This is a genomic window from Streptomyces sp. NPDC005761 (assembly GCF_040630635.1).
Lineage (GTDB): Bacteria > Actinomycetota > Actinomycetes > Streptomycetales > Streptomycetaceae > Streptomyces.
This window is the reverse complement of the sequence record NZ_JBEXXX010000061.1, coordinates 1-25,926: the sequence shown is the minus strand read 5'-3', so window position 1 is coordinate 25,926 and position 25,926 is coordinate 1. Positions and strand designations below refer to the sequence as shown.

General features: G+C 69.1%; 23 protein-coding genes. 8 read left to right on the top strand and 15 right to left on the bottom strand.

All coding sequences use genetic code 11. The annotated features are described in order from the left end of the window. Positions 1 to 175 precede the first annotated feature (175 nt). On the top strand, positions 176 to 781 hold the full coding sequence (locus ABZ434_RS33745; protein WP_359145126.1) for a lytic polysaccharide monooxygenase: 606 nt from the start codon (positions 176 to 178) through the stop codon (positions 779 to 781). Between the two features lie 19 nt (positions 782 to 800). Here the strand turns inward: ABZ434_RS33745 and ABZ434_RS33740 are convergent, their stop codons facing one another. The 7 genes from ABZ434_RS33740 to ABZ434_RS33710 all read right to left on the bottom strand — a co-directional run bounded on the left by ABZ434_RS33740 (position 801) and on the right by ABZ434_RS33710 (position 9,777). Then, positions 801 to 1,172, bottom strand: a complete 372-nt coding sequence (locus tag ABZ434_RS33740) for a hypothetical protein (protein WP_359145123.1) — start codon at positions 1,170 to 1,172, stop codon at positions 801 to 803. Between the two features lie 871 nt (positions 1,173 to 2,043). Next, entirely contained in the window at positions 2,044 to 2,622 is a 579-nt protein-coding gene (locus ABZ434_RS33735) for a DNA starvation/stationary phase protection protein (protein WP_359145120.1), read from the bottom strand. A 218-nt stretch (positions 2,623 to 2,840) separates the two neighbouring features. Further along, entirely contained in the window at positions 2,841 to 3,302 is a 462-nt protein-coding gene (locus tag ABZ434_RS33730) for an SsgA family sporulation/cell division regulator (protein ID WP_359145117.1), read from the bottom strand. Between the two features lie 172 nt (positions 3,303 to 3,474). Further along, positions 3,475 to 4,515, bottom strand: a complete 1,041-nt coding sequence (locus ABZ434_RS33725; protein WP_359145114.1) for a helix-turn-helix domain-containing protein — start codon at positions 4,513 to 4,515, stop codon at positions 3,475 to 3,477. A gap of 240 nt (positions 4,516 to 4,755) precedes the next feature. Next, on the bottom strand, positions 4,756 to 6,009 hold the full coding sequence (locus ABZ434_RS33720) for a sugar ABC transporter substrate-binding protein (RefSeq protein WP_359145111.1): 1,254 nt from the start codon (positions 6,007 to 6,009) through the stop codon (positions 4,756 to 4,758). Between the two features lie 194 nt (positions 6,010 to 6,203). Beyond that, a complete protein-coding gene (locus ABZ434_RS33715) occupies positions 6,204 to 6,941 on the bottom strand; it encodes an alpha/beta hydrolase (RefSeq protein ID WP_359145108.1) in 738 nt (245 codons plus the stop codon). 88 nt (positions 6,942 to 7,029) lie between these two features. Then, positions 7,030 to 9,777 (bottom strand): AAA family ATPase, encoded by a 2,748-nt coding sequence (locus tag ABZ434_RS33710; protein ID WP_359145106.1) that lies wholly within the window; start codon positions 9,775 to 9,777, stop codon positions 7,030 to 7,032. A gap of 611 nt (positions 9,778 to 10,388) precedes the next feature. Here ABZ434_RS33710 and ABZ434_RS33705 point away from each other — a divergent pair. Further along, positions 10,389 to 11,474 (top strand): LLM class flavin-dependent oxidoreductase, encoded by a 1,086-nt coding sequence (locus ABZ434_RS33705; RefSeq protein ID WP_359145103.1) that lies wholly within the window; start codon positions 10,389 to 10,391, stop codon positions 11,472 to 11,474. After that, a complete protein-coding gene (locus tag ABZ434_RS33700) occupies positions 11,471 to 12,085 on the top strand; it encodes an FMN reductase (RefSeq protein WP_359145100.1) in 615 nt (204 codons plus the stop codon). The genes ABZ434_RS33705 and ABZ434_RS33700 overlap by 4 nt, the downstream gene beginning before the upstream one ends. Before the next feature lie 450 nt (positions 12,086 to 12,535). On the opposite strand, the gene ABZ434_RS33695 is transcribed toward ABZ434_RS33700, so the two are convergent. From ABZ434_RS33695 to ABZ434_RS33675, 5 genes are all read right to left on the bottom strand, one after another. After that, positions 12,536 to 12,889: a GNAT family N-acetyltransferase gene (locus ABZ434_RS33695; protein ID WP_359145097.1), complete on the bottom strand. Its 354-nt coding sequence runs from the start codon at positions 12,887 to 12,889 to the stop codon at positions 12,536 to 12,538. A 289-nt stretch (positions 12,890 to 13,178) separates the two neighbouring features. Then, positions 13,179 to 13,916: a YoaK family protein gene (locus tag ABZ434_RS33690; protein ID WP_359145094.1), complete on the bottom strand. Its 738-nt coding sequence runs from the start codon at positions 13,914 to 13,916 to the stop codon at positions 13,179 to 13,181. A gap of 1 nt (position 13,917) precedes the next feature. Beyond that, the gene (locus tag ABZ434_RS33685; RefSeq protein ID WP_359145091.1) at positions 13,918 to 14,421 is read right to left on the bottom strand and encodes a DoxX family protein; all 504 of its coding nucleotides are present in this window, start codon (positions 14,419 to 14,421) and stop codon (positions 13,918 to 13,920) included. 43 nt (positions 14,422 to 14,464) lie between these two features. Continuing rightward, on the bottom strand, positions 14,465 to 15,127 hold the full coding sequence (locus ABZ434_RS33680) for a hydrolase (protein WP_359145088.1): 663 nt from the start codon (positions 15,125 to 15,127) through the stop codon (positions 14,465 to 14,467). A gap of 127 nt (positions 15,128 to 15,254) precedes the next feature. Continuing rightward, positions 15,255 to 17,144, bottom strand: coding sequence for an amidohydrolase (locus ABZ434_RS33675; protein WP_359145085.1), 1,890 nt, complete (start codon positions 17,142 to 17,144; stop codon positions 15,255 to 15,257). 451 nt (positions 17,145 to 17,595) lie between these two features. On the opposite strand from ABZ434_RS33675, the gene ABZ434_RS33670 reads away from it, so the two are divergent. Next, positions 17,596 to 18,567: an alpha/beta hydrolase gene (locus ABZ434_RS33670; protein WP_359145082.1), complete on the top strand. Its 972-nt coding sequence runs from the start codon at positions 17,596 to 17,598 to the stop codon at positions 18,565 to 18,567. A 21-nt stretch (positions 18,568 to 18,588) separates the two neighbouring features. Beyond that, positions 18,589 to 19,308, top strand: coding sequence for an alpha/beta hydrolase (locus ABZ434_RS33665; protein ID WP_359145079.1), 720 nt, complete (start codon positions 18,589 to 18,591; stop codon positions 19,306 to 19,308). A gap of 321 nt (positions 19,309 to 19,629) precedes the next feature. Here ABZ434_RS33665 and ABZ434_RS33660 read toward each other — a convergent pair whose 3' ends face one another. The 3 genes from ABZ434_RS33660 to ABZ434_RS33650 form a co-directional block, all read right to left on the bottom strand. Beyond that, on the bottom strand, positions 19,630 to 20,283 hold the full coding sequence (locus ABZ434_RS33660) for a hypothetical protein (RefSeq protein WP_359145076.1): 654 nt from the start codon (positions 20,281 to 20,283) through the stop codon (positions 19,630 to 19,632). Positions 20,284 to 20,400: 117 nt separating this feature from the next. Beyond that, positions 20,401 to 21,228 (bottom strand): SDR family NAD(P)-dependent oxidoreductase, encoded by an 828-nt coding sequence (locus ABZ434_RS33655; RefSeq protein ID WP_359145073.1) that lies wholly within the window; start codon positions 21,226 to 21,228, stop codon positions 20,401 to 20,403. Next, on the bottom strand, positions 21,225 to 22,724 hold the full coding sequence (locus ABZ434_RS33650) for a DHA2 family efflux MFS transporter permease subunit (RefSeq protein WP_359145070.1): 1,500 nt from the start codon (positions 22,722 to 22,724) through the stop codon (positions 21,225 to 21,227). Before ABZ434_RS33650 ends, ABZ434_RS33655 begins: the two co-directional genes overlap by 4 nt. Before the next feature lie 138 nt (positions 22,725 to 22,862). Between ABZ434_RS33650 and ABZ434_RS33645 the strand changes: the two genes are divergently transcribed. From ABZ434_RS33645 to ABZ434_RS33635, 3 genes are all read left to right on the top strand, one after another. Then, positions 22,863 to 23,552 carry a TetR/AcrR family transcriptional regulator gene (locus tag ABZ434_RS33645; protein WP_359145067.1) on the top strand — a complete coding sequence of 230 codons (690 nt, stop codon included), beginning with the start codon at positions 22,863 to 22,865 and terminating at the stop codon, positions 23,550 to 23,552. Positions 23,553 to 23,674: 122 nt separating this feature from the next. Then, positions 23,675 to 24,394 (top strand): response regulator transcription factor, encoded by a 720-nt coding sequence (locus ABZ434_RS33640; protein WP_359145064.1) that lies wholly within the window; start codon positions 23,675 to 23,677, stop codon positions 24,392 to 24,394. A 183-nt stretch (positions 24,395 to 24,577) separates the two neighbouring features. Then, positions 24,578 to 25,807, top strand: coding sequence for a cytochrome P450 (locus ABZ434_RS33635; protein ID WP_359145061.1), 1,230 nt, complete (start codon positions 24,578 to 24,580; stop codon positions 25,805 to 25,807). Positions 25,808 to 25,926 lie beyond the last annotated feature (119 nt).

The window sequence follows — 25,926 nt, the reverse complement described above, 5'->3', positions numbered from 1 at the left end:
CCCGCCGCATAATCAACTTGGTTTGTTTCATTGACACTTCACGCGAGAGTTGTACCGTTGGGAGCGCTCCCATAGCAGTTTGGCCACTGAAAGGAGTTCCCCCCACATGCATCACAAGATTCCGTTAACCGGGCGTTCGAGGTCGCACCTCCGCCGGCCCGTCCAGGCACTCGTCATGCTGTTCGCCGTCGTCGCCGGCGCGCTGGCCTGGTCGACCCCCGCTCAGGCCCACGGCACGATCGTCGGCCCCGCCACCCGCGCGTACCAGTGCTGGGAAACGTGGGGCAGCCACCACATGGACCCGGCCATGCAGACGCAGGACCCCATGTGCTGGCAGGCCTGGCAGGCCAACAACGACACCATGTGGAATTGGATGAGCGCTCTGCGCGACGGCCTCGGCGGCCAGTTCCAGGCGAAGACCCCCGACGGGACGCTCTGCAGCAACAACCTGTCCCGGAACGCCAGCCTGGACAAGCCCGGGGCCTGGAAGACCACCACGGTCGGCAACGACTTCTCGGTGCACCTGCGCGACCAGGCGTCCCACGGTGCCGACTACTTCAAGGTCTATGTGAGCAAGCAGGGCTTCGACCCCAAGACCCAGACCCTGGGCTGGGGCAACCTCGACTTCATCACGCAGACCGGCCGTTACGCGCCGGCGCAGGACATCACGTTCCCCGTCCAGACCTCCGGCTACACCGGACACCACATCGTGTTCGTGATCTGGCAGGCCTCGCACCTCGACCAGGCCTACATGTGGTGCAGCGACGTGAGCTTCGGCTGAGCCCAGGGGCACCGCACACTCATGGCGTCGTCACACCCCTCCCGACCGGCGCGAATGCGAGGTTGAGCGGGGTGTGACGGCGTCCCTGGGACTTTCTGCGACTTTGAACCAGCAATGAGGGCTTACGAACACCGCCCTCACTGCGCTCGAAGCCGACGGACTCGCCGCCATCGACAGTGACGCGGCCGCCACCATCCTCATCACGGCCTTGGCCGATCTCTTGGCCGATCTCCGAAGGTTGGTGGCGGAACAGAGGCAGGGGGCCCTTGCGGATCTGCAGCCGCACGCGGGTGACGACGAGCGTGTCATCGAGGAACTCCTGGAAGAAGTGCTCGACTCCTCGCTCCGCCAGCTGCAGGAGTTTCACGGCATCGTCGACAACATGCTCCACGAGATCGGACTCCGTTTCGCCCTCCTCACGTAGGGCGAACTCCGGCGCACGCGTCAGGGGTGGCCGCTCACCTCATGTGGCTGCTTGAGCGTCCCGTGCGCCGGAAGGGAGAACCTCCGACCGGCGAGCAGCGGGACGCGATCGTCGAAGAGCAGCAGCGCCATCACCAGCAAGATCTACGCCCTGTGGGAACGGCCTGCTGCATGCCATGTCCGCCCCTGGGACCTGGTGATCGAGGAACAAGACTTGTTCCGCTGGAGCGGTCATCGAGCCTGACTCCCCCAGGCCCGTTCTCGTCCCGGGCTCCATCTCCCCGCCGAAGATGCGGGGGTGGTCGGGCATGCCCGGGCACCGTTGCTGGCTGTCTCGCCGATGTCACCGGGCTGACCAGCGCGCGCACTCCACCGTGTTCAGACCGCTTCGGCCACGCGGCACGGCCATGCCCCGGGCCGGATCGCGACCGACCTCGCGGTGATGCCCGCTGACGGCGGCGGGACCGTCACGGATCCGGCCCTCCTACGCGACCAGGGCGGGGTGTTCGGCCCGGTCGCTTCGACACCGACTACCCGGCGCCTGTTGGCCGGCGTCGACGAACGCGTACTGGCCGGCCTGCGCTCTGCCCGCGCCCCGGCACGCGAGGTGACCTGGCTGCGGGCGTCCGGGACCCGCTGCGGCTCACCGTCGGCGGAAGCCGGCGGAAGCCGGCCGACAGGAACTGCCCGGCCTGGGCCGGGACGACGATGCCACGCTGATCACCTGCCACTCCGGGAAGGGGGCGGCCGCGCCCACCTACAAGAGGCGGCTTCGGCTTCCATCCTCTGACGTGGTCTCACGGCCGGGCGACGAAGCGACCAGGAGAAGCAGACCTGGTTCAGGAGCGGACGAGGGGTGTGTCGACCAGGTGTTCGGCCAGGAACCAGGACTGGAGCTCGCCGGTCCTGATCACCTGTGAGACGAGCAGGTCGTTGGTGCCATCGTCTCCCAGCGCGGCCGTACGTGCGGCGGCGTCATGGGCGTCGATGAGGATGGCCTCGTGCGCCTCCAGCAGCCGGGACAGCATCGCCGGCACCTCCTCCACGCCGTCCGGGGGCCGTGGGATGGACGTGATCTCCGCTACGTGCCGGGGATCGCCCACGGCAACACCCCCGAGGGACTGGACGCGTTCGGCGATGGTGTCGACCAGTTCCAGCTGCTCGGCCGCGTGCTTGTCCAGCACCAGGTGCAGTTGGTAGAAGGTCGCGCCGCGCATCAGCCAGTGGTGCTTCTTGTAGAGACCGTAGAGGATCTGCGTGTCCGCCAGAGCCTTGTTCAGGCGCTGGCACGAGTACATCCGGGCTTCGTACGACAGACCCAGCGGGAACTGCTTGACGGTCCCGAAGTCCTGGATCACCTTGCCCTTCTGGTGCAGCCACGGCTGGCTGCCGCTCACGTATTCGGAGCTTGTGGTCATGATCCGCCTCCTGTGTTGCTGTGCTGTGCTGTACGTACCCGAACGACGCTAAACGGCGTTACGGCATCGCCTTGCCCGGCAGTGCACGCGCCAGTGCCCGTCAGCGCACTGCGCCCGGCGTCCCCCGCGGACGTTCGCTCCGGTGCCGGACATCCGTGCACCGGTGGGCTCCTGCCGTGCAGCGGAACCTGTCGTTCGGCGGAACCAGGCAGAAGACCTCAGGCAAGGTGTTCGTCGGAGCGGTGAGACGTACTGTCACCGCTTCTTCCCACGAGCGCGGTAATCAGATCGTCAAGATTCAGATGATCACGTTCCGCCCCGGCAGGCACCACATCGAAGGACTGCTGAACGAATGCAGCCACCTCCGTAGCCCCCATCTCGACCAGCGCCACGCCGGACGAGTTTCTCAGAACGATGCGTATGGTGTGCGAATGGTGGCAGTACTTGGGAATCACCACTACATCACCGATACCGGTAGGGCGCCTCAATCCCTGGGCCAGCAATTCACGGGCAAAGACCCACGTGACGAGCGGCCCAATCGACGCACCAAGGGAAATCCGGACGGCGTAGGGGTCAGTGATCTCGTAATGCAACTCCGCCGGCAACGGCAACGGCGGCCCCTGCAGGGCACTGACGTGTGCCGTCACTGCGCGCGTGACCGCACTGGGGCGCTTATCCATAATGGTCCTTGAAATAGTACAGAGGTGTAATTTCTTACCTTCACCCTAGGATCCGGTAACCGGAGAGCTTGTCGAGGAACGCACGGAGCATTGCCCAGGGAAGCACTGCCTGTCTCGTGTCCGCATGAGCGGCGGTATCGGCTGTCGGCACCCTCCTCGCAGGCTGGACGGATCACGGCAGGAGAGAGAAGCGCGCGTCGGATTCAGGAATCGGTGAGTCGTGCGAATGGCCTGACCTGCCGTGCCGGGTACCGCGCCACTCACGGGGGGTCATTCCGTAGGTGGCCCGGAACACCCGACTGAAATGGGCGGCACTGGTGAAACCCCATCGGTGTGCGACCGCGGCGATCGTGGCGTTTCCGTGGAGTCCCAGATCGCGTCGGCACTCCTCCAGACGACGCCGCTGGGTCCACCGGCCGACCGTGGCGTCCTCATTCTCGAACAGCTTGTGCAGATAGCGCAGGGATATGTGATGGGCCCGGGCGATCGTCTGCGGGGTCAGATCGGGGTCCGCGAGATGACGGTCGATGAATGCCTGGATCCGTAGCAGCAGTGCCCGGCTCCCGCCGGAAGTTTCCGCCGCCGGCCGTCCGCGGACCTCGTCGGCCAGCACACCGAGCAGGTCCACGATGTTGCGGGCCATCAGCTCGCTGGTGCGGGGCTGGTGGTTGCCGGCGCCGTCCACGAGCCCGGCCAGAAAGGGCGAGAGCAGGCTGCCGAGGGAGGTGTCGGGGCCGAGCGGGCAGGCCGTGACGTGCGCCATCTCGGACTCACCCAGGCCCAGGACGTCTCTCGGCAGAACGAGGGACTTGGTTCGGAAGGGCTGGGGAAGATGCAGTTGGAGGGGACGCGCCATGTCGTAGACGAAGATGTCCCCGGCGCTGAGGAGTGCTTCACGGCCATCCTGTTCCAGGCGGGCCACTCCTTTTTCCAGCAGCTTGACGACGACGTACTCGTCCTGGTCGTCCCGGCCGACGAGTTGGCGCGTGCGCACGGCGGAGAGGCAGTCGCCGTCGACCGTGACGGCCTGGAGCCGGCCGAGCGGCGTTGCGCGGATCGTTCCGGAGCACACCTCGGCGGGGACGGTCATGTTCACGGCACCGAAAGTCTGGGACAGGGCCTCGCGCCAGTAGGCCCGTCTGTGTTGAGTGGGCAGTGAATCAGTGGTGTGGAAGCTGCCCGGTGCGCTTCCCTCCCGGACGTACGGCGCCATGGTCTTGCCCTTCGGCTGGTGTGTGCCTACTGCAACACCGTGCCAGCCGGCCCTGGGGCGGCACATCGCGTGAACCCGCTAGATCAGCGACGTAGGAGTGGGAAAGGGCCGCTCCTCACCTGATGGCTCCGACGGTGGCGGTGGAGCCGGCGGTGACGAAGCGCCGAGAGAGGACGAGCAGCAGGCCGGCAGGCGCGGACGCCATGACCGTGCTCCCGGAGGGGAAGCGGGGGGGACGGCTCAGTCGCTGGTCGCGATCTGCTGCGCGTCCCTGAGGGCTTCCTTCGGTGTCTGCTCCCCGGCCACCGCTGACTGGATGGCGGTGTATATGCCGGTCGCCGCCTTGGGCCACCTGACGCCGAGTTCGCCGGTCCGGACGCGCGTCGTTTCCACGCTCTCGGCGAAGACGGTCATGGACGGGTTCCGCTCGGCGTACCGGGCGGCTACCGCGGCGCGGGAGGGCACGGTGAAGTGCTGCTCGGCCAGGGTGAGCATGTTCGAGGAGTCGTTCAGGCAGGCGAGGACCTGGGCGGCCTTCTCCTGCCGGGCCTCGGAAGAAGTCCGCGGGACCGTCCACACCTCGCCGCCGAGTGGCGTGACCGGGGTCTGTCCCGCCCGCGGGACGGGCACGGAGGCCACTCCCCAGCGCAGGTTCTCGTCCTCGTTCAGGGCCGGGATCCGCCAGGGGCCGTTGATCATCATGGCCGTCCTTCTGGCGGCGAACTGATCGTGGACGTCGGCCTGCGTCCAGTTCAGCACCGACTTCGACATGGATCCGCTCTTCACGAGGTCCACCCACAGTTGGAGCGCCTGGACGGCCTGCGGGGTGTCCAACTGCTTCTCATGTCCTCCGTTGGACCACAGGAAGGGCAGGAACTGCCAACTGCTCTCGAAAGTGGCGCTCGCGTCGACCGCCATGCCGTAACGCCCCGGACCGGTCAGCTCGGCCGCCGCGTCCTTCAGTTCGTCCCAGGTCCTGGGTACGACGACGCCGGCCTCGGCGAGCATGTCCTTGTTGTAGAACAGGGCGACCGTGCTCACGTAGGGGGCCAGCCCGTAGACCTTTCCCCGGTACGTGCCCGCAGACAGGATGCCCTCGGCAAAGCCGCTGGTGTCGATGCCGTACCGGTCCAGCGGAGTCAGTGCGCCGGTCTGCGCCATCTGCTGCAGGTCGGCGTTGTCCAGCATCAACAGATCGGGGAGGGTCCGTGACGATGCCTGTCGCAGGACCCTGGGGACGAGCGACGCCGGTGGAACGCTCGCGTGCTCGACCCTGACACCGGCGGTCTTGCCACAAGCGGTGAGCATCTCGCTCCACTGGGTGTGCTCGGACTCGTCGGTGTAGTAGTCGAGCACGGTGATGGAGTCGACCTTGCCGGTGCCGGATCCGCCACCGGTTCCATCGGCACACCCGGTGATGGCCAGTGCCAGCGCCATGGTGCCGGTCCAGCGGGCGACCATGCGCCGCGCCGGTCGTCGGCCTGGTGAAAGCATGCTGATGCCCTACTGAGTGATGTCTGTGGCGGAGGTGTGTGTCGCGGACCGGCGGACTCCAGGAGGCCGTGTGAATGGCCTGGATATCGTCTTCCGTTCGAACAAATTCTACGCATCAGGGGCAGGCCCCTGCCGGGAGGCCGCCGGGAGAGTGCCCAGCCACCCAAAGGCCCTGTCGCGTGCGCTCGTCGCCGCTACGGTTGCTGTCCCTGCCCGGCCGCTTCGCGGATCATCGCTGCCACGGCGTAGGGCTGCGACAGCGCGACGGCGTGAGAAGCGTCCAGCACGTGCTCGGTGGCCGCCATGCGTTGCGCCATGAAACGCTGAGCAGCGGGGTTGAGTATCCGGTCGGCGGTCGCGATGGCGTACCAGGACGGTTTCGAAGCCCACACCGGCGCGCCCGATCTGCTGGTCAGCGCGTTGCAGGCGATCGGGCGTTGCGCCACCGAAAGCACCTTTCCGAGGCTGGGTGGAAGGTCGGCGGCATACACCTGCGGGAATCGTTCCCGACGGATGTACAGCTCGTTGTCCGGGCCGCCCCACATCAGAGTGGGGACAACTGCGGTGAAGGTCGCGTCGGCCACCGGAGCAGGGGCGAAGCGGTTCGTGATGTCCAGAACGCATTCGCCCGCGTCGAGGCTGAACGCCGCGACGAAGCACAGCGCCACGACGTTGTCGGCATCAGCGGCGGCCTGTGTGATGACCGAGCCACCGTAGTCGTGACCGACCAGCACGACGGGGGTGTCGATGGCACGCACCACACTCCCGATGTACGCGGCGTCATGTGCCAGACCCCGCAACGGGTTCGCCGGGGCGCACACGGTCAGTCCGGCGGCCTGAAGGAGCCTGATGACCGCCGCCCACGACGAGGCATCCGAGAACGCACCGTGCACAAACACGATGGTCGGCGGTGCAGAGCTGGACGCGTGCATGCCGGTGACCTCCGACTGAGTGGGGGAACGTCCCAGCCAAGCGTGCCCAGGTGTGGCAGGCATCGCGTGAACGTACCAACGCGTCCCCTCAGTCGTCGGGCAGGGCCATGACCAGGTTGGCGAGCTGCACCCGGGAGTTGATCGACAGCTTGCGGAAGACGGACGTCAGGTGGGTGTTGACCGTGTGGGGGGAGACCACGAGCAGGTCCGCGGCCGACCGGTTGGTGTGCCCCTCGGCGACGAGGCGCGCGATCTTCTCCTCCGAGAGCGTCAGTGCCCCCCATCCCGCTACGGGGCGCTCAGTGGTCGCTGCCTGGCGACCGCCCTCCCCCGCGCCTCGCAGAGCATGCTGCGCGTGCGCCGCTTCGGCGTGAGCACCTGTCTCGGCGAACTCGTCACGGGCGTTCGTCAGCGCGCTCACCGCCTGACGTCTCCGGCCTGCTGTCAGGAGCGCCTGTCCGAGATCCGCGTATGCGGCGGCCCGGACCAGCGGACGAGGACCTGCGCTGAGCAGTTCCACGGAACGCTCGAGCTCAGCCACACTGCCCTTCACCAGCCCGGTGGCTTGCGCCGCGATGCCGGTGGCGGTCGGCACAGCGGGGTTGCGCTCAGCGTGGGCCCTGGCCTGTTCGGCCAGGTGCTCGGCGAGCTCGTGCTCCCCGCCTCGCAGAGCCATACGTATCGCGGAATCGACCCAGTCGCGCAGCAGCCGCCAGCGCATGAAGGGACCTTCTCGCTGCACTTGGCGGATTTTTTCGACGGCGAGGCCGACGTCCCCGTCGGCCCCGGCGTGGACCGCCTCCAGGAAGCGCACCGCAGCTGTGCTGCCCGGGCTCGGTTTGGCCGCCAGCCGTTCCCGCGCCGCCACCAGGTGTTCCCGCGCCCCTTCCCGGTCACCGCGCAGCAGTGCCGTCCGGGAACGGATCACACGGCCGTTCACCTGCTGGACGGATACCCGCACCTCGTCCTCCAGGCGCTCCATGGTCACGAAGTCGGCGTCGACGTCATCGAGCCGGCCCAGTCCCAGATCGTACTGACCCTGGGCCCAGAGCAGCATTGCCTGACGGCTCGCCCCGGCGTCCGTCGCTTGCCGGATCAGCCGTTCAGCGGATGCGAAGTCGTCGACGTGCAGGTGCGCGACGATCTCTTCGGGGAGGAAAACGGAATCGATGGCGCTGAGAGCGGCGAAGCGTTCCAGCGCGACCGCGTTCTCCCCGGCGTTCTGCGCAATCTCTCCGAGCCCGGAGAGGGCCAGGGTGGTCGCCTCCCGGTCACCGATGGCGGTGACCGCACGCAGCGCGGCCTCGCCGACTTCACGCGCCGCGACCAGATCATGCTCCCGGGACATGGCCAGAGTACGTAGGCCGGCCAGCCTCGCCCCGATCTCCGGGGCGGCGCCCCCCGTGGCAAGAGCGGCTTCGACCCGGCGGCGCAGTTCGCCGGTGCGGTCCATGTTCCAGAGCGTGCTGCCCAGGGCGGCCTGCAGTCGGCTGAAGGCTTCCAGCGGTGGCCGGCCGGCCAATAGCCGGTCGCCCGTGCTCAGAGCTTCTCCGTTCCGGCCCGCCCGTGTCAGGCAGAGGATCGCCTGCTCACCCACTGCGAACCGCAGCGGATGTGCTGACGGCACAAGCTCCAGTGCGCGCGTCATCAGGTCGGCCGCGAGGCCAGGCGTGACCGGCAGCACGGCGTCGGCCGCTTGCTGCAGCAGCACCACGGCTTCCTCGTCCCCGGGCAGAGCTCCCCTGAGGATGTGCGGCACCGCGTCGATCGGCTGGTGGCCCGCGGCGACGATGTTGCGGGCAGCCTCCCGGTGCAGAGCCTTTCGGGCTGACGGCGGGATGTCGACGTAGACCGCCTGGCGCAGCAGATCGTGCCGGAAGACCAGATGATCACCGTCGTCGTCCAGGAGTCCGGCGCACACGGCTTCCTCGAGTGCCGCGATCAGTGTGGCGGCCGACCGGCCGCAGAGCGCGGCAGCGTCGTGGAAGGCGAACCGGCGTCCCAGTACCGCTCCCATCTGAAGGAAGCGCAGGGTGTCGGGCCGCAGGGACCTGAGTCTGCCGCGCACACCCACCACGAGCCCCGGGGTCACGGGGTCCATCGAGGTCTCCGCGGTCCGCAGCCCCGTGAGCATCTCGACAGCGAGAAACGGGTTACCGCCCGCTCCGTCGAGCAGTTCCCGCACGCGTGCGTCCACGGCGGTGCCGAGAGTGTCACCGGCCAGTTGAGCGATGTCCGCACCGGACAGGGGGCCCAAGGAGACGGTGACCGTCGGCAGGACGGCCGCGGCCGCGGCCGCGACGATCTCCTCCGCCGGGCCCGCGGGTTCCCGTCGACCGGTCAGCACCCACAGCACCGGCGACGTACGCAGGCGTGTCGGCAGCTGTTGCAGGGCGAAACGGCTCAGCGAGTCGGCCCACTGCACGTCGTCCAGGCTGATCAGTACCGGCACGCTGCCGGCCCTGGTTTCGATGGCCTCTGCCAGGCGCTCCACCAGCCAGATCCGCTGATCGTGGTTGCGGGCCAGTTCGGCGAAGTCGTCGCCGGTCAGCAGTGGCTGATCGCCGTGCAGGACGCAGGCCGCCAACGACGAGAGCGGCACGACGTGATGCAGCTCGTCCGCTTTGCCGACGCCGACCGAGAATCCCGCTGTGACGGCCTTGGAGACCACTTCGGCGAGCAGCGTGGTCTTGCCGATGCCCGGTTCGCCCTGGATGAGGGCCAACCCGCCGCTCCCGGTGCGGGCCACGGAGGCGATCAGCGCCTCGAGCTCTACGAGTTCGGTCTCCCGGCCGCGCAGACCGCTACGGGACAGCGGACCGCCTGCTCCTGCCATTTACGACCCAATCCTCCTGCACTCGTCCGCCGAACCCGGACTCCGTCCGTGCCGACAGGTGACCGCGCTCCACTCCGGGCCGCAGTCTCCCGGTCACCCTGCGTCGCGTTGCCGAAGTCCCACCGGCCCGATGGCTGTGCAGCGACTGCAGGGGGAGGCGATGTGCTGGTGAATATTTGTCCGTCAGTGCACTCTAACTGCTCTCTGCGTGCACCTGGACCGTGGTTGCCCAGGTCAGAGCGTCGACGCGGCTGCGTCAGATGTGGGACGGCCTCCTCTCCCCTCACACGCCGGGTGGGCTCGCTCATCTCCGATGGACAGTGGCCGGCATCTCGATCCCTCGCCTTGAACAGGGAAGCCCCGGAGCGGATCAGTACCTGATCGCCGCCCTGTCGCACTGACACGCGGGACGGCTGGGGAGGTACGACGTTCGTCTCGGGGCGCCGTGCGCCTGCCCGATGCCGCACATGTGCGGCCGGACAGACAGCGGACCGTCACCCGGCCGGAAGAGCGCTGACGGGCAAGCTTCTCTGCACGCACAGACATCACGCTGGTCCGGCCGGTGCCTACATTTTCGGCGACCACACAGTTGCCGAAACAAAGAGGCCCCCATGCAGTTCGGTATTTTCTCGGTGGGGGACGTGACCCCCGATCCGACCGACGGCCGTACCCCATCGGAGCACGAACGCATCAAGGCGATGGTCACCATCGCGCTCAAGGCGGAGGAGGTGGGCCTGGACGTCTTCGCGACCGGTGAACACCACAATCCGCCGTTCGTGCCGTCGTCACCGACCACGATGCTCGGCTACATCGCCGCTCGTACCGAGAAGCTGATCCTTTCCACTGCCACGACGCTGATCACCACCAACGACCCGGTGAAGATCGCCGAGGACTACGCGATGCTCCAGCACCTGGCCGACGGCCGGGTCGACCTGATGATGGGGCGAGGCAACACCGGCCCGGTGTATCCGTGGTTCGGGCAGGACATCCGGCAGGGTCTCAACCTCGCCAAGGAGAACTACGCCCTGCTGCGCCGGCTGTGGCGCGAGGACGTGGTGGACTGGGAGGGCACGTTCCGTACGCCACTGCAGGGGTTCACGTCCACGCCCCGGCCGCTGGACGGCGTAGCGCCGTTCGTCTGGCACGGCTCGATCCGTTCTCCGGAGATGGCCGACCTGGCGGCCTTTCACGGCGACGGCTTCTTCCACAACAACATCTTCTGGCCGGCCGACCACACGAGGCGGATGGTTCAGCTGTACCGGCGGCGATACGCGCACTACGGGCACGGCACGCCCAAGCAGGCGATCGTCGGGCTGGGGGGTCAGGTGTTCATGCGGAAGAACTCCCAGGACGCCGTACGGGAGTTCCGGCCGTACTTCGACAACGCGCCCGTCTACGGGCACGGGCCGTCGCTGGAGGAGTTCACCGAACAGACTCCGCTGACGGTGGGCTCTCCCCAGGAGGTCATCGACCGGACGCTTTCCTTCCGTCAGATCGTCGGCGACTACCAGCGGCAGTTGTTCCTGATGGACCACGCGGGGCTGCCCCTGAAGACCGTTCTGGAACAGCTCGACCTGCTCGGCGAGGAGGTGGTGCCCGTCCTGCGGAAGGAGTTCGCGATCGGCCGCTCGGCCGACGTGCCGGACGCTCCCACCCACGAGTCGCTGCGGGCCGTTCAGGAGGTGTCCGCCGCATGAAACTCGTCGCCGTGTCCGCCGGGCTGAGCACCCCGTCCTCCACACGCCTGCTCGCCGACCGTCTCGTCGAGTCGGCCCGCGGCGAACTCACCCAGCGGGGCCACGATGTGCAGGTCGATGTCATCGAGCTGCGCGAACTGGCCGTCGCCGTCGCCAACCACCTCGTGACGGGCTTCCCGTCACCCCGACTGGCCACCGCGATCGACTCGGTGACGGGTGCCCACGGTCTGATCGCGGTGACCCCCGTGTTCACCGCCTCCTACAGCGGGCTGTTCAAGTCCTTCTTCGACCTGATCGACCCGGACGCCCTCACCGGGAAGCCGGTTCTCCTCGGGGCGACGGGAGGCACCGCCCGCCACTCCCTGGTCCTGGAACACGCCCTGCGCCCGCTCTTCGCGTACCTGCGCGCCGCCGTCGTCCCCACCGCGGTGTACGCGGCGTCCGAGGACTGGGGATCCGGCGGTGACGAGTACAAAGAGGGCCTGCCCGGGCGCATACGGCGGGCGGCCGGCGAACTGGCCGCCGTCATGGTCACCCGCCCGCCCGGGGAGGCACCCGATGACGACGTCACCGTGCTCGAACAGCAGCTCTCCGACCTGCGTCTCGACTGAGCCCGATGCGGGCGGCCGCCTGCATCGGGCTCTCGTCCGTCCGGCTGGGGCTTCTCCCGCAACCGGCCACGGGAGGTGATCCCCGACTTCGGATGGATCCGGCACAGCTGTGCTCCGACGGTGCGGTGGGAGGGGCAGAGCTGCCGGCCCATTGCCCGGTTGGAGAGCCCGCCGTGGCCGGCCGCGCGTTCTGCGCTTCCTGCGGTGTGAGCAGATGCCGTCTCGCGCGGGGTCGGAGACATTCATCACGGCGAGCGCCGGGCGTTCAGCCTGTTCGATGGCAGTCTGCGCCGTCTCCGGTCCCCGCAGAACGGTGGAGATCCCGCACCGCCGTTGACTGTTCCGGGTCGGCGGAACGAGGGGGCCGAGACAGCCTGAGCTGTGGAGCACCACTCCCGAAGCGGCCCTGGCTCTCCTTGCACGCGCGGCCTCGCCCGTCGGCCACCGGGGTCAGACGGTGCGCGCTCCCGATTGCTCCCCGTCCAGCCACTCCAGGACCTCCGGGGTGACCGGGTCGGTGATGTCGTTGAACTCTTCGTGCCCGAGCAGGTACTTGGCCACGTAGGGGCAGACCGGCACGATGCGCTTGCCGGACTCGCGTACGTCGGTGAGGGCCGCGTGTACCAGCTGCGAGGCCAGCCCCTGGCCGGCGTAGGCGTCGCCGACTTCTGTGTGGTGGAAAACCCGCTGCTCACCACGGTCGCGGTAGGCGGTCAGGCCGGCACGCTGCCCGTCGACGAGGATTTCGTATCGGTGCCGGTCGTCCACTCGCTCGACGGTCAAAGTGGCGGAAGGAAGGTTCATCGGGATCTGGATCCTTTCGGTTGGTGCGGGTGAGCGGCCCAAAGTGCGGGGAAGACGCGCGCCGCCGGCGGCGCCCACGGCGAATCCGGCTTCGGCGTCCGTGACGGTGCGGAGGATGGTGCGAGCCTCATGCCTGCCCATGCGGGATCGGTGCCGACGCGTCGACTCCGGCGTACTTCGCATGTGCCGGGTGGCTGTTGTCGTGTGGAATCCGGACCGGCCCACCGGTCGATGTCGACCACCGGCGCACGGGGTGTGTTCCTTCGGCGCCGGTGGGCCTGTGCGCTGCTCAGGGCCGCGGCCGGATCCAGGTGGCATCGGCGGTCGAAAGACGATGGGTGGTCACGGAGGTGACCGCGAGCAGCACCAGCGTCACGGCCAGGGTGAGGACGAGATGGCCGTGCAGGACGAGCAGGGCTCCGGCGATGGCGCCGAGGAAGATGGCCAGCACGGAGAGGATCCGCCGGCCGGGGCGGGGCGCCTCGCCGCCGGCCGGAGTGGAGTCCGCGGCCAGGCCCGTCAGGGTCAGAGTCAGGACGGTCGTCGTGAGGTCCGGGACGCCGAGGCGCCGGGCGACCGCGTTCTGCAAACCCATGGCGAGCCCCAGGAGCACGATCAGGGTGTACCGGACGTCGGTCGTGACCCGGCCGTCCGACACGGCGGCGACCACCACTGCGACCGCTACCAGGAACGTCTGTATGGCCGTCGCCGTGCGCAGCATGTGCCCGCGGTGCATGGCGAACCGCGTGCCGATCCTGCCTCCCGCGAGCGCGCCGATGAGGAACGCGGCCAACGAGACGACGGACGCGAGCGCGGAAAGACTCTCGGCGCCGCCGAGGGCGAACCCCAGGAAGACCACGTTGCCGGTCATGTTGGCGACGAAGACGTTACCGAGCGCCAGGAAGCTCACAGCGTCGATCAGTCCGGTGACCACCGTCAGGACCAGCAGCAGGGGAGGCAGCGGGCCGTGACGTTCCTCTCCGCGCGGTATCAGGGTTCGGACCACGTCACTCAGCAGCCTGGGCATATCACTTTCCTTCCGTTGTGGTGGACGGCCGGTGCAGCACCACGCGGGTGAGCACGGCGCTTGCCGGCCCGATCACGATCGCGGCGACGGCGCCCCCCACCGGCCAGGGGGTGACGCCCAGTGCGTGGTCCACGGACCACCGTCCGGGTCCGATGAGGGCCAGTGCGGCGGAGACGACGACAAGGACGAGGGGGTACTCGTAACCGTCGTTCTGGACCCACAGCCCCTTGGGCCACTTCACGGTGCCCGCCACCGTCATCACACCCATCGCGGCCATCGCCGCCAGGGGTGTGAGCAGGCCGGCGGCCAGGAACAGGCCGGAGCCGATCTGACCGGCCCCCGCGGCGAGGGCGGTCAGCCGGCCGCCGAGGAATCCGTCGCGGCGGAACTCCTCGGTCCCGCCCGCCAGTCCGTTGCCTCCGAGCCGGAAACTCACTTTCTGCACACCGTGCCCGGCGATGAGCAACCCCATCACCAGCCGGAGGATCAACAGTCCAGCGTCCATCGTGTTCCTGCCTGTTCCTGACGTTTCCGTGCCGGCGGGGGGATCAGCCGGCGGCGTGGGCGCCCATGACGGCCTGCGCGTAGACCATGCCGAGGCCGTAGGTGCCGCCGTGCTCCTTGACCACGTCGCTCACGGCGGCATACGTCTCGGTGCGGGCCCAGTCGCGCTGGAGCTCGAGGAGCACCTGCACCCAGGTGACCGGGATCGCGCCGCCCTGCACCATGCGCTGGATCGCGTGCTCGTGGGCCTGCGGGCTGACACCACCGGAGGCGTCGGTGACCACGTAGACCTCGTAGCCCTGGGCGATGGCAGAGAGCGCGGGCAGGACGACACAGACCTCGGTCCACAGGCCGGCGATGACGAGCTTCTTGCGTCCGGTGGCCTTGACCGCCTCGACGAAGGCGACGTCCTCCCAGGCGTTCATCGTGCTGCGGTCGATGGTCTTCTGGTCGGGGAAGACGGCCGCCAGCTGCGGCATGATCGGGCCGGAGAACGACTCGGCGGCCACGGTGCTCAGGACCACCGGGACGTCGAACGCCTTCGCGGCCTTCGCCAGGCCCACGGTGGAGTTGATGATCGCGGTGCGGTCGCCGCTGCCGGTGCCGAAGAACATCTGCGGCTGGTGGTCCACGAACAGCACGGCGCTGTTGTCGGGGGTGAGCAGGTCGGGGCTGGGGGCCGCGGTGACCTCGGCGATGTTGACCATGATCGTGAGTCCTTCTTGTCAGGGGTGGCGCGGACTGCTGTCCGGACCGTGGGAAGAACCGTCCGGTGGACGGAGCGGGTGGGCGTCCCGGAAGGGGCGGCACAAGGGCCCGGCCCCTTCCGGGAGTTCAGAGGTCGAAGCAGGGGTCGAAGGAGGTGCTCACGGCGTCCGTGGTGTGGCCGCGCGCGATGCGCCACTGGCGGTGCTGCTCCGATTCGGCGATGGCCTGGCCGAGCAACTCCGCCTGCTGGGCGCCGGGAAGGCCTGCCCGGCGGGATGCCTGGTAGCCGCCGAAGTGCGTCACCGGGCTCCAGGCCGGGCTGACGGGGGGAAGTTCCTCGTCGAGCCCTTCGTACTCGCCGGCGGCGTAGACGATCCGGCCGCCGGTCACCGTCAGCAGTGACTCGATGTGTGCGATGTCCGGATCAGGCACGGCGAAGTAGTCCTCGGACAGGACCGCCAGGTCCCCGTAAAATCCCGGCCGGAGCCGACCCTTGACCTCGTCCTCGCCGGTCAGCGCGGCGCCGGCGCGCGTGAACATCGCCAGCGCCGTCTGCCGGTCGACGCGGTTCGTCGGCGGGCGGAGCGCCAGATCGCCGACAGTGCGGCCGCTGACGAGCCAGTGCAGGGCGACCCAGGGGTTGTATGTGGAGACCCGGGTGGCATCGGTGCCGGCGCCCACGGTCAGGCCGCGGTCCAGCATGGCCCGGATGGGCGGGGCGTCCGCGGCGGCGCCGGGGCCGTAACGGCGTACGAACGCCTCGCCCTGGAAGGACAGACGGTTCTGCACCGACATCGCGCCGCCGAGTGCGGCGATGCGGTCGAGGCTGTCCGGAGAGGCGGTCTCCGCGTGATCGAACAGCCATCGGTTTCCGGCCGGGAAGAGCCCTTCCGCGGCGAGCTTCTCGAACACCGCGAGATCGCGGCGGATGGTCTCGTCATACGTGGCGTGGAGCCGGAACCCCCACCCGTTCTCCATGAGCAGGCGCACTGCCTTCTCGAACTCCACCTCGTAATCAGGTGCGTGTTCCGGACGCGGCTGGGCGAAATTCTCGAAGTCCGCCGCCGCCCAGGTGAGGTTCTCGCCCGCGCCGTTGAGGCGCAGCCATTCGTCCCCGTCCTCGGGGCGGGCCATTTCGACCCATCGGGTGAGGTCGTCGATCTCCTGGCCCGCTGTCTGCGGGAAGAGGTGATAGGCGATACGCAGCGACAGCTGTCCGGCCTTGGCCAGTTCGACGACGGTGCTGTAGTTGTCGGGGAAGTTCTGGAATCCGCCGGCGGCGTCGATCGCCGAGGTCAGGCCGAATCTGTTCAGCTCGCGCAGGAAATGACGGGTCGATATCTTCTTGTCCTCGCCCTCCAGCACCGGCGCCTTGGCCAGGGTCGAGTAGAGGATGAGGGCGCTGGGAGCGGCCAGCAGCATGCCCGTCGGCTCCCCGTCCCGGCCCCGCACGATCTGGCCGCCCTTGGGGTCGGGTGTGTCCCTGGTGTATCCGGCGGCCTTGAGCGCCGCCCGGTTCAGCACGGCCGACTGGTACAGGTGCAGGACGAACACCGGGGTGTCGGGGGCGGCGGCGTTCAGTTCGGCGACGGTCGGCAGCCGGCGTTCGGCGAACTGCTCGGCCGACCAGCCGCCCACCACCCGGACCCACTGGCCCTTGGGCGTACGAGCGGACTGCTCACGCAGCATCGCCAGGCCCTGCCGCAGGCTGCGCACCCCGTCCCAGCGCAGTTCCAGTACGTAGTTGAGGCCCCCGCGAATCACGTGCAGGTGGGAGTCGTTGAGGCCGGGGATCACCCGTCGTCCGAGCGCGTCGACCACCTTCGTGCCCACGCCGACGTGGGGAGCCACGTCCTTGTCGTCACCGACGACCGTGATGACGCCGTCGCGAATGGCGAGCGCCTCAGCATGGGGGCGGCTCGGGTCGCCGGTGTGGATCTTCGCGTTGCGGACGATGAGGTCCGCGGCATTGTCGATGGCATGCGGAACCAGTCCGCCGACGGGCATGGGTGACATCTCTTGACAGCCCCTCCGGGAAATGCGATTTGGATTCAAGTCATGCCTGTGGCGGCGGACCTTGGCGATTCAGCGTGCTCGAATGTCTGTTTACGCGAATCGAACCGAGCGAATTCCGCCGACACCCGCCGTGCCCCTATGGCGAGGGCAGGCCCTGTGTGTGCCGGCCGCGGTTTCTTCGCCATCACGATAGACACGACAGACGCACCCCCATGTCCTGCCAGTGCACAGGATTTGGCCTCACAGTGCACGCACGCATGCATTCGCTGAATGTGATGGAGAGGGCAGGAAGACTCCGTGCGCTACGAGCACAGCAGCGGTGCACCCGTGGGCAATCGCAGTGCGGCCGGCGGTCCTAGCGTGACGGACAACGGCTTCGGAACACCCTCGCGGGATCCTGGCCGTATTGCCGGAAGGACCGGCGCCCCCATGAACATTCCAGGAGACTCACATGTCCGAAGCTGTCGAGCCCGTCCAGCCGGTGCTGGAGCCCGCAGCAGCCGCTTTCGCGGCGGCGACCGCCAATCCGCCGTACCTGTTCGACCTGCCCCCGGCGGAGGGACGCAAGGCCGTCGACGAGGTGCAGTCGGGCGAGATCGACAAGCCCGCGGTCGACGAGGAGTGGATCACCGTCCCGGGCGGGCCGACGGGCAGTGTCCGCGCGCGGATCGTCAGGCCCGCCGGTGCGGAGGGCACTCTCCCGGTGATCATCTACATCCACGGTGCGGGCTGGGTGTTCGGCAACGCCCACACCCACGACCGTCTGGTGCGGGAACTCGCCGTCGGCGCGGGTGCCGCCGTGGTCTTCCCCGAGTACGACCTGTCGCCGGAGGCCCGCTACCCGGTCGCCATCGAGCAGAACTACGCGGTCGCCCAGTGGGTCGTCCGGCAAGGTGCCTCCAAGTACCTGGACGGCTCGCGGCTGGCCGTGGCTGGGGACTCCGTCGGCGGCAACATGAGCGCCGCCCTGACACTGATGGCGAAGGAACGCGGCGACGTATCCCTCGTCCAGCAGGTGCTGTTCTACCCGGTTACCGACGCGGCCTTCGACACCGGCTCCTACCACCAGTTCGCCACCGGCTATTTCCTGCGCCGCGACGGCATGCAGTGGTTCTGGGACCAGTACACGACCGACGAGGCGCAGCGCGCCGAGATCACCGCGTCTCCGCTGCGTGCCACCACCGAGCAGCTCACCGGACTGCCCCCGGCCCTGGTCGTCACCGGCGAGGCCGACGTCCTGCGCGACGAGGGCGAGGCGTACGCGGCCAAGCTCCGTGAGGCCGGCGTGCCCACCACCGCCGTGCGGTTCCAGGGCGTCATCCACGACTTCGTGATGCTCAACGCCCTGCGCGAGACCCACGCCGCAGCGACCGCCATCACGCTGGCCGTCGACACCCTGCGCGCCGCCCTCCACACCGCCTGAACGCGAAGAGAGAACCCTGACATGACTACTTCCACTCCCACCGTCGTTCTCGTCCACGGAGCCTTCGCCGACGCGGCCAGCTGGTCCGGGGTCATCGCCGAGTTGCAGAGTCACGGCATCCCGGTGATCGCGCCGCCCAACCCGTTGCGCGGACTGGTCTCCGACGCCGCGTACGTCGCCTCCGTGGCTGCCCGGATCGACGGTCCGGTCGTCCTGGTCGGCCACTCGTACGGCGGTGCGCTCATCACCGTCGCCGGCACCACCGAGAACGTCGTCGGTCTGGTCTACGTGGCTGCCTACGTCCTCGAAGAGGGCGAGAGCCTCGGCGAACTGCAGGGCCGGTTCCCCGACAGCCCGCTGGTGAGCAACCTGAAGCAGTGGACGTACCCCGTCGAGGGCGTGGATTCCGCGGTCGAGGTCACCATCGCGCCCGAGGCCTTCCCGGACGTCTTCGCCGCCGACTTGCCCGCCGACGTGACCAAGGTCCTGGCGGTGACGCAGCGTCCGCTGGCTGCCGCAGCGTTCGAGGAGACTGCTTCCGCTGCCGCGTGGAAGACCAAGCCCTCCTGGGCTTTGGTGGCCGGCGCCGACCACGCGATCAACCCAGCGGTCGAGCGGTTCGGTGCCAAGCGGGCGGGGGCGACCGTCGTGGAGATCGAGGGTGCGTCGCACGCCGTCGCCGTGTCCCGGCCGAAGGAGGTCGCCGCCCTCATCCTGGACGCGGTACGCGCCACGAGCTGACCGAACGGAACAGGCCGAGGCTCGGACGGGCGGGCGTGACAGGGCGCAATGCGCGGTCGCCCCGGTCCGAGGCCCGGGCGCGACTCACAGGCAAGCAGCGGTGCGACAGCGAGCCCACGTCGTGGGGGGATCCTTCCGGACTTCCCGGGCCTGAGCCCGTACTCTCCGTCGGCTGAGGGGGCTCAGGCGTCGACCCGCAGCGGACGATGGCGTCGGCGAGAGAGCGTCCGTCAGCCGTGGGAATTCCAGCGTGGCCGGTCACCCGCCGGCCACGCCTCGGGAGCCGCCGACAGGAAGGCGACCGTCACCGGCCCGGCCCCCTCATTCCGGGACGGCGGTGCTGCCGGGCAGGAGGGTGCGGTGGTGTCGGTAGAGGGTGCCGGTGCCGCCGAACTCCTTGAGTACCGGTGCCCAGACCGCCTCGATGTGCTCGACGGCCGGCCCCTCGGCGACCCACTCGGAGAAGCTGAGCACCTGGCCGCCGTCGACGGCGATGTGGAGATGCGCGGCAATGGCTCCGGGGTAGGCGCGGTCCTCGCCCTCGGTCCGCTCCTCCCCCGCCAGCAGCCCGTCGAGCCACGCACGGGCAGCCTGCTCGCTCTCGGCCGGGAAGAACGCCGCCGGGAACGACTGGGGGACGGGCGCCGGTTCCTCGACCGCGGTGCCGCGGACCGCCCGGTAGTGGCGGAACGCCCGGGAGACGGCGCCCGCTCCGGCCGGTCCGACGGGGGACGGCAGCCGGTCCTCGGCGGACCACTGGGCGTATGTGAGGACGGAGTCGTCGTCGCCGCTGGTGTAGACGGTCAAAGAGAGGAGCCCTTCGGGCCAGGGTCCGCGAAGCGCGTCGGCGACGGCCTGTCCGGCCGTCCGCCGGGTGTCGTCCGGTCCGCGGGTGGCGAAGGTCGTGACGAGGACGGCCGCGCTGCGCGGATCGTCGAGGGCGGCCCGTACGGGGTCGGCGGACACGTAGGACATGATGCGGGCTCCTGGGATTCGGTAGCGGCGGGGAGCTGAGGAGGCGGGTGCCTCCTCAGTCTCCTTCGCGGCAATTCCGTTTCCCAGAGCCGCCGTTGCAGGTCTTCGTCAGGAGTGTCAACTCCGTGCAAGGAGAAGGTCGGTGAGGTCGCGCAGCCGGCGCGCGGCCGCCGGTTCGAAGCCGCTGGTGCCGACCGGAATGCGACGGCCTTCGACGAAGGCACTGAGCGCTTCGGCCGGCGGCTTGTCGATGGCGTCGACGATCGGCGGCAACGCGGCCTCGACAGGCTTGGCGTGCCGTTGCATCGACCGGATGTGGGGCAGCGTCTCGGCGTCGTACTCCCCGGAGAAGCCCGTGGCGGTGACGCCGGGATGGATCAGTACGTAGCGGATCCCGGCCGGCCCGTGCTGCTCGGCATAGCTGACGCCCAGCAGGTCGTTGAGCTTTCCGCCCTGGCCGAGCGCCGCGCCGCCGTGGTACTGGCGGCTGAGCTGGAGATCGTCCCACCGGACGACTTCGAGTCCGGCACCCGGTCCGGCCACGTTCACGACAACCGGGTGCCGCGCCCGGGAGAGCGGCTCGGCAAGGGCCTGGCCCAGCAGGTGCCGGCTCAGGTAGAACAGCGCGAAGTTCTCCTCGTACCCCTCGGTGGTCTCCGTGCGGCGGGAGCGGTAGTGACGGGCGCAGAACACCAGCGCGTCGATCACGGGAAAGGCGGCACCGATCTCCTCGGCGGCCCGGGAGGTCTCCGCGAGCAGGCTGAGGTCGGCCGTGACGAAGACGGCCCGTTCGGCGGCGCCGGCCGCGCGCGCTTCGTCGAGGAAGCGCCTGCCCTTTTCGGGGTTCCGGCCGATGACGACGACGGTGTCGCCCCGGTGGAGGTACAGCTCGGCGAGTGCGCGGCCGATACCGTCGGTTCCCCCGGCAATGACGAGGGTGTTCACGTGGCGTCTCCCGGCGTGCGGACGGATGCGGGAATCCCGGCGGACGCGGCCTCGTCGCCCTGGGGCTCCGGATGAGCGGCCTCCCCGGCCGGTGCGGATGCGGGGCGGCCGGGGAGCAGGGTCGCAGCCGCAAGCACGAGCACGAGCACCACGGACACGGTCCAGTAGGCGGCGTGGAATCCGCGGACCGGGTCTCCGTCGCCCGCGGTCTGCATCACGAGCGCGACGAGCGCGATACCGATCGATGCCCCGAGCTGATTGAGCATGTAGAGCACCGAGCTTCCCTGCGGGACCAGGTGCGCGGGCAGGGTGCGGTAGAGCGAGGCGATCGTGGGCGCGCCCACCGCGCCGAGACCCACACCGATGGTGAACGCGGCGACCGCCGGCCACACCTCGGACGTGTCCGCCCCGATGCGGGTGAAGGCGAGGGCGCTCAGCAGCGCGAGTGCGCCGCCCGCCCGTACCAGGCTCCGTGAACCGACCCGGTCCGAGAGGCGGCCGGCCAGCGGCATGGACAGGGCGGAGCCGATGCCGAGCGGGGCGAGCAACAGAGCAGCCTCGAAGGTGCCGTGCCCCTGGACCTGCTGGTGGTAGAGGGGGAGCGCGAAGAGACTGGCGAACGTGGCGAGGCCGACGAGCGAGCCGACCGTGACGCTGGCGGCGAAGCTGCCGCGCCTGAACAGGCGCAGGTCGATGAGGGGGGCGGCCCTGCCCGCGCCCGGCCGGCGCAGGGCGTGGAACGCGTATCCGCCCAGCAGCAGGACGGACAGGGTGAGCGGTACGAGGACCGACGGGACGGCGAAAGCGGCCTGCTCGGCTGCCTGCGACAGGGCGAGGACGCCGGCCGCGACTCCGGGGCCGATGAGGGCGAGCCCGAGGAGGTCGAGCTTGCCTGCGGACGACTTCTCGGCCGAGGTGTCCGCGGGCAGGTGTTTGAGGGCGAGTACCAGGGCGACGAGACCGATGGGCACGTTGACCAGGAACATCCAGCGCCAGTCGGCGCCCTGGAGGATGATGCCGCCGACGACCGGGCCGAACACCGGGCCGCTGGAGCCGACGACGCCCATCAGACCCATCACGCGTCCGGCACGGGCAGGTCCCGAGGCCCGGGCGAGCAGAGTGAGCATCAGCGGGTCGAGCAGTCCGGCACCGAGTCCCTGCACGATGCGGAAGACGATGAGGCTGGGGGCGTTCCAGGCGAGGCCGGATGCGACCGAGCCGGCCAGGAAGACGACCAGGCCGAGCAGCCACAGGCGGCGTCCGCCGAACCGGTCGACCGCCCACGTGGTGACGGGGATCGAGACGGTGAGCGCGAGCAGATAGCTGGTGGACACCCAGCTGATGGTGGACAGCGACGTGTCGAATTCGTGGGCGAGAGTGTCGGCCGCGACGGCGATCATCGAGCCGTCGAGGATCCCCATGATCCCGCCTAACAGGATCACGCCGATCAGCCGCCGCAGGGCGGGATCCAGACGTTCGTCCTGTGCATGCGTCATGGCTGTCTCCCGTGAGGTCGAGCGATAATTGCACTGGCGAGTGCAGCGTATGGCACTGGAAAGACCATTATCAACGCGGCGGCCTACTTAATTGCACTAGCCAGTGCACTTTTCGGGTCGGGTGGGTACGATGGCGGGGTGAGCGGAACGAGTACCCCCAAGCCCCCGTCGCGCGGCCGCATCGACAAGCGGCAGGCCATCCTCGGCGCCGCCTTCACCGTGTTCGCGCAACGGGGCTACGCCCGCGCCTGCATGGAGGAGATCGCCGAGGTCGCGGGAGTCGCCAAGCACACCGTGTACAACCATCTCGGCGACAAGCAGAACGTCTTCCGCAGCGCGATGGAGGCCGCGGCCGACGACGTCATGGCGCAGAACCTTGCCGTCGTCGACCTGTTCTCCGCCGGGAGCGGGGCGGGACCGGACGCCGCCACAGCGGATGACGACACGACCGACCGGCTCGAAGTTCTGGCGCACCAGCTGCTGTTGCGATGTTGCAACGAGCAGTCATGGGCGCTGCGGCGCCTGCTCTACGCGGAAATCACCCAGTTTCCCGATCTGCTGGAGATCGTCTGGGGACGAGGTGCGAGCCGGCTCAAGGAAGCGCTGGCCGACCGGCTGGCCCGGCTGGTCCTGTCCGGCCGGCTGAGGCCCTGCGATCCGGCGGAGGCGGCCGAACACTTCCTCGCCCTGCTGACCGGCCCGATGGAGGCCCGGTCCCAGCTCGGCACCCGAGCCGTGCCCGAGGCGGAGATCCACCAGGTGGCACAGTCGGCGGTCCGGACCTTCCTCCAGGCATACGGTGCGTCAACTCAGCTTGTTACGCCTTGAGTTGATGTAGCTCGGCAGATGCGGTCGGTGTTCGCGAAGCGCTCATGAACCTCCGTGAACGCTTCTTTAAGACCGTCGACACGTGCCATCGGATCCGGGGCTCCGCAGAGAACATCGACTGCGTGCGCGTACTCGATCGGATCAAGGGAGACATCGTGCAGATTCTCGTGGTGGAGGACTCACACACCAGCAGCGGCGAACTGTCCCGGGCGCTCGAACGCCACGGGTACGACGTGACCTCCGTCGGCAACGGCGCGACGGCACTGGACGCACACCGTGGTGCGGACATCGTCCTGCTCGACCTCGACCTGCCCGACATCGACGGCCTGGAAGTCTGCCGGCGTATCCGCGAGGACGCGGACACACCGATCATCACGTTCACCGACAACGGCAGCGAACTCGACCGGGTCCTGGGGCTCCGGGCGGGCTCCGACGACTGCCTCGACAAGCCCTACGAATTCCGCGAACTGGTGGCACGCATCGATGCCGTGACCCGCCGTCGGCGTACCCGTCCCGGAGGTCCGCGGGAACCCCTGACGGTGCTGTCGATCGGCACGCTGCGCATCGATGCCGCATCGCGCGAGGTCCTGCTGCGCGGGAGCCCCGTCGATCTCACCCGCAAGGAATTCGATCTGCTCTACTACCTCGCCCGGCACTCGGAGAGCGTCGTCAGCCGGCAGCGGCTGATGACGGAGATCTGGGAGGACCCGATGCCGCATCTGCTCGGACCCCGGGCGACCCGCACCGTCGACACCCATGTCAGCTCCCTGCGCAGCAAGTTGGGGCGGAGCAGCTGGATACGGACGGTCCGCGGGGTGGGGTTCAGAGTCGGGCACGAGTGAGAGGCCACAGCGGGCCGGAGGGCGTCCCCGCCCTCCGGCTGCCCGCCGCCCACCCCCCGGTTTTCCTTTCCCTGACAACGAATTGTCGAGATGCGGTGAATCGCCTGACCGAGACGGAAAAGGGCCGAATCTAGAGTCGGCAGGGTCCGCGTGCTGGTTCACCTCACAGACGGAGACCGTCCGATGACGACGACCGATTCCGAGCATTCGAATGCACCGTCCGCCTGCCCCTACCACGCCTCCGGCTTCACCTCCGAACGTCTCGACCTCGATCCGGCCTACGCCGGTCTGCGCCGGGATGAGCCCGTGGCCCGGGTCACGATGCCGCACGGCGGGGACGCCTGGATGGTGACCCGGTACGCGGATGTACGCGCAGCGCTGGCCGACCCCCGGTTGAGCCGGGCCGCCGCGGTCGGCAAGGACGTCCCGCGCTCCAGTCCCCTGATCCAGCAGGCCGATTCCCTCCTCAGCATGGACCCGCCGGACCACACCCGCCTTCGCCGGCTCGCCGCGAAGGCGTTCACCGCACGTCAGGTGGGAGCGGTCCAGCCGCGGGTGCAGGCGATCATCGACGCGCTCGTGGACGACCTGGAGGAGTCGGGGTCCCCCGCCGACCTGGCCACCCGGCTGGCCTGGCCCATGGGCATCACGGTCATCTGCGAGACCTTCGGCGTGCCGGTCGAGGACCGCGGGCGGTTTCGCGAGTGGACCGACGCGATGATGGCGCTGACCGTCGCCGATCCCGCCACCATCCAGGACGCTCGGGACAGCCTCGACGCCTATCTGAGGGAGCTGATCGCCCGGCGGATCGCCGAGCCCGGCGACGACCTGCTGAGCCGTCTCGTCACCTCGCGCGAAGGTGACGACCGGCTGACCGAGAGCGAACTCGCCGTCTTCGCCGTGGACCTGCTCACCGCGGGGCACGAGACGACCGCCAACCAGACCGGCAACTTCCTCTACACCCTGCTTTCCCGGCCCCTGCTGTGGGAGTCCCTGGTCGAGGACCCCGCACTGGTGCCCTCAGCGGTCGAGGAACTGCTGCGCTACACACCGCTGGCCACCAGCGTGGCCCCGTTCTCCCGGATCGCTGTGGAGGACTTCCGGCTCGCCGGGCAGTTGATACGTGCCGGGGACGCGGTGGTCGCGCAGAACGACGCCGCCAACCGGGACGGGACCGTCTTCGAGCACCCGGAGGAACTGGACTTCCACCGGACGGTCAATCCGCACGTGGCGTTCGGGCACGGGGCCCACCACTGCCCCGCCGCCCCGCTCGCCCGGCTGGAACTCCGCTCGGTCATCGAGACGTTGGTGCGCCGGCTGCCGGGACTGCGGCTTGCGGTGCCGGCCGAAGAGGTCGAGTGGAACACCAACCGGGTGATGCGGGGTGTCAGGCGCCTGCCCGTCGAGTGGTAGGGCCGGGACAGCGCAGGAGCGGCGCCCCCGCGTGGGGGCGCCGCGGCAGGGTGGGGGGAGTGATAGGGAGAGGGGGGGGTAGGGTAAGAGTGGTTGGGAGGGGGTGTATATATAGGTGG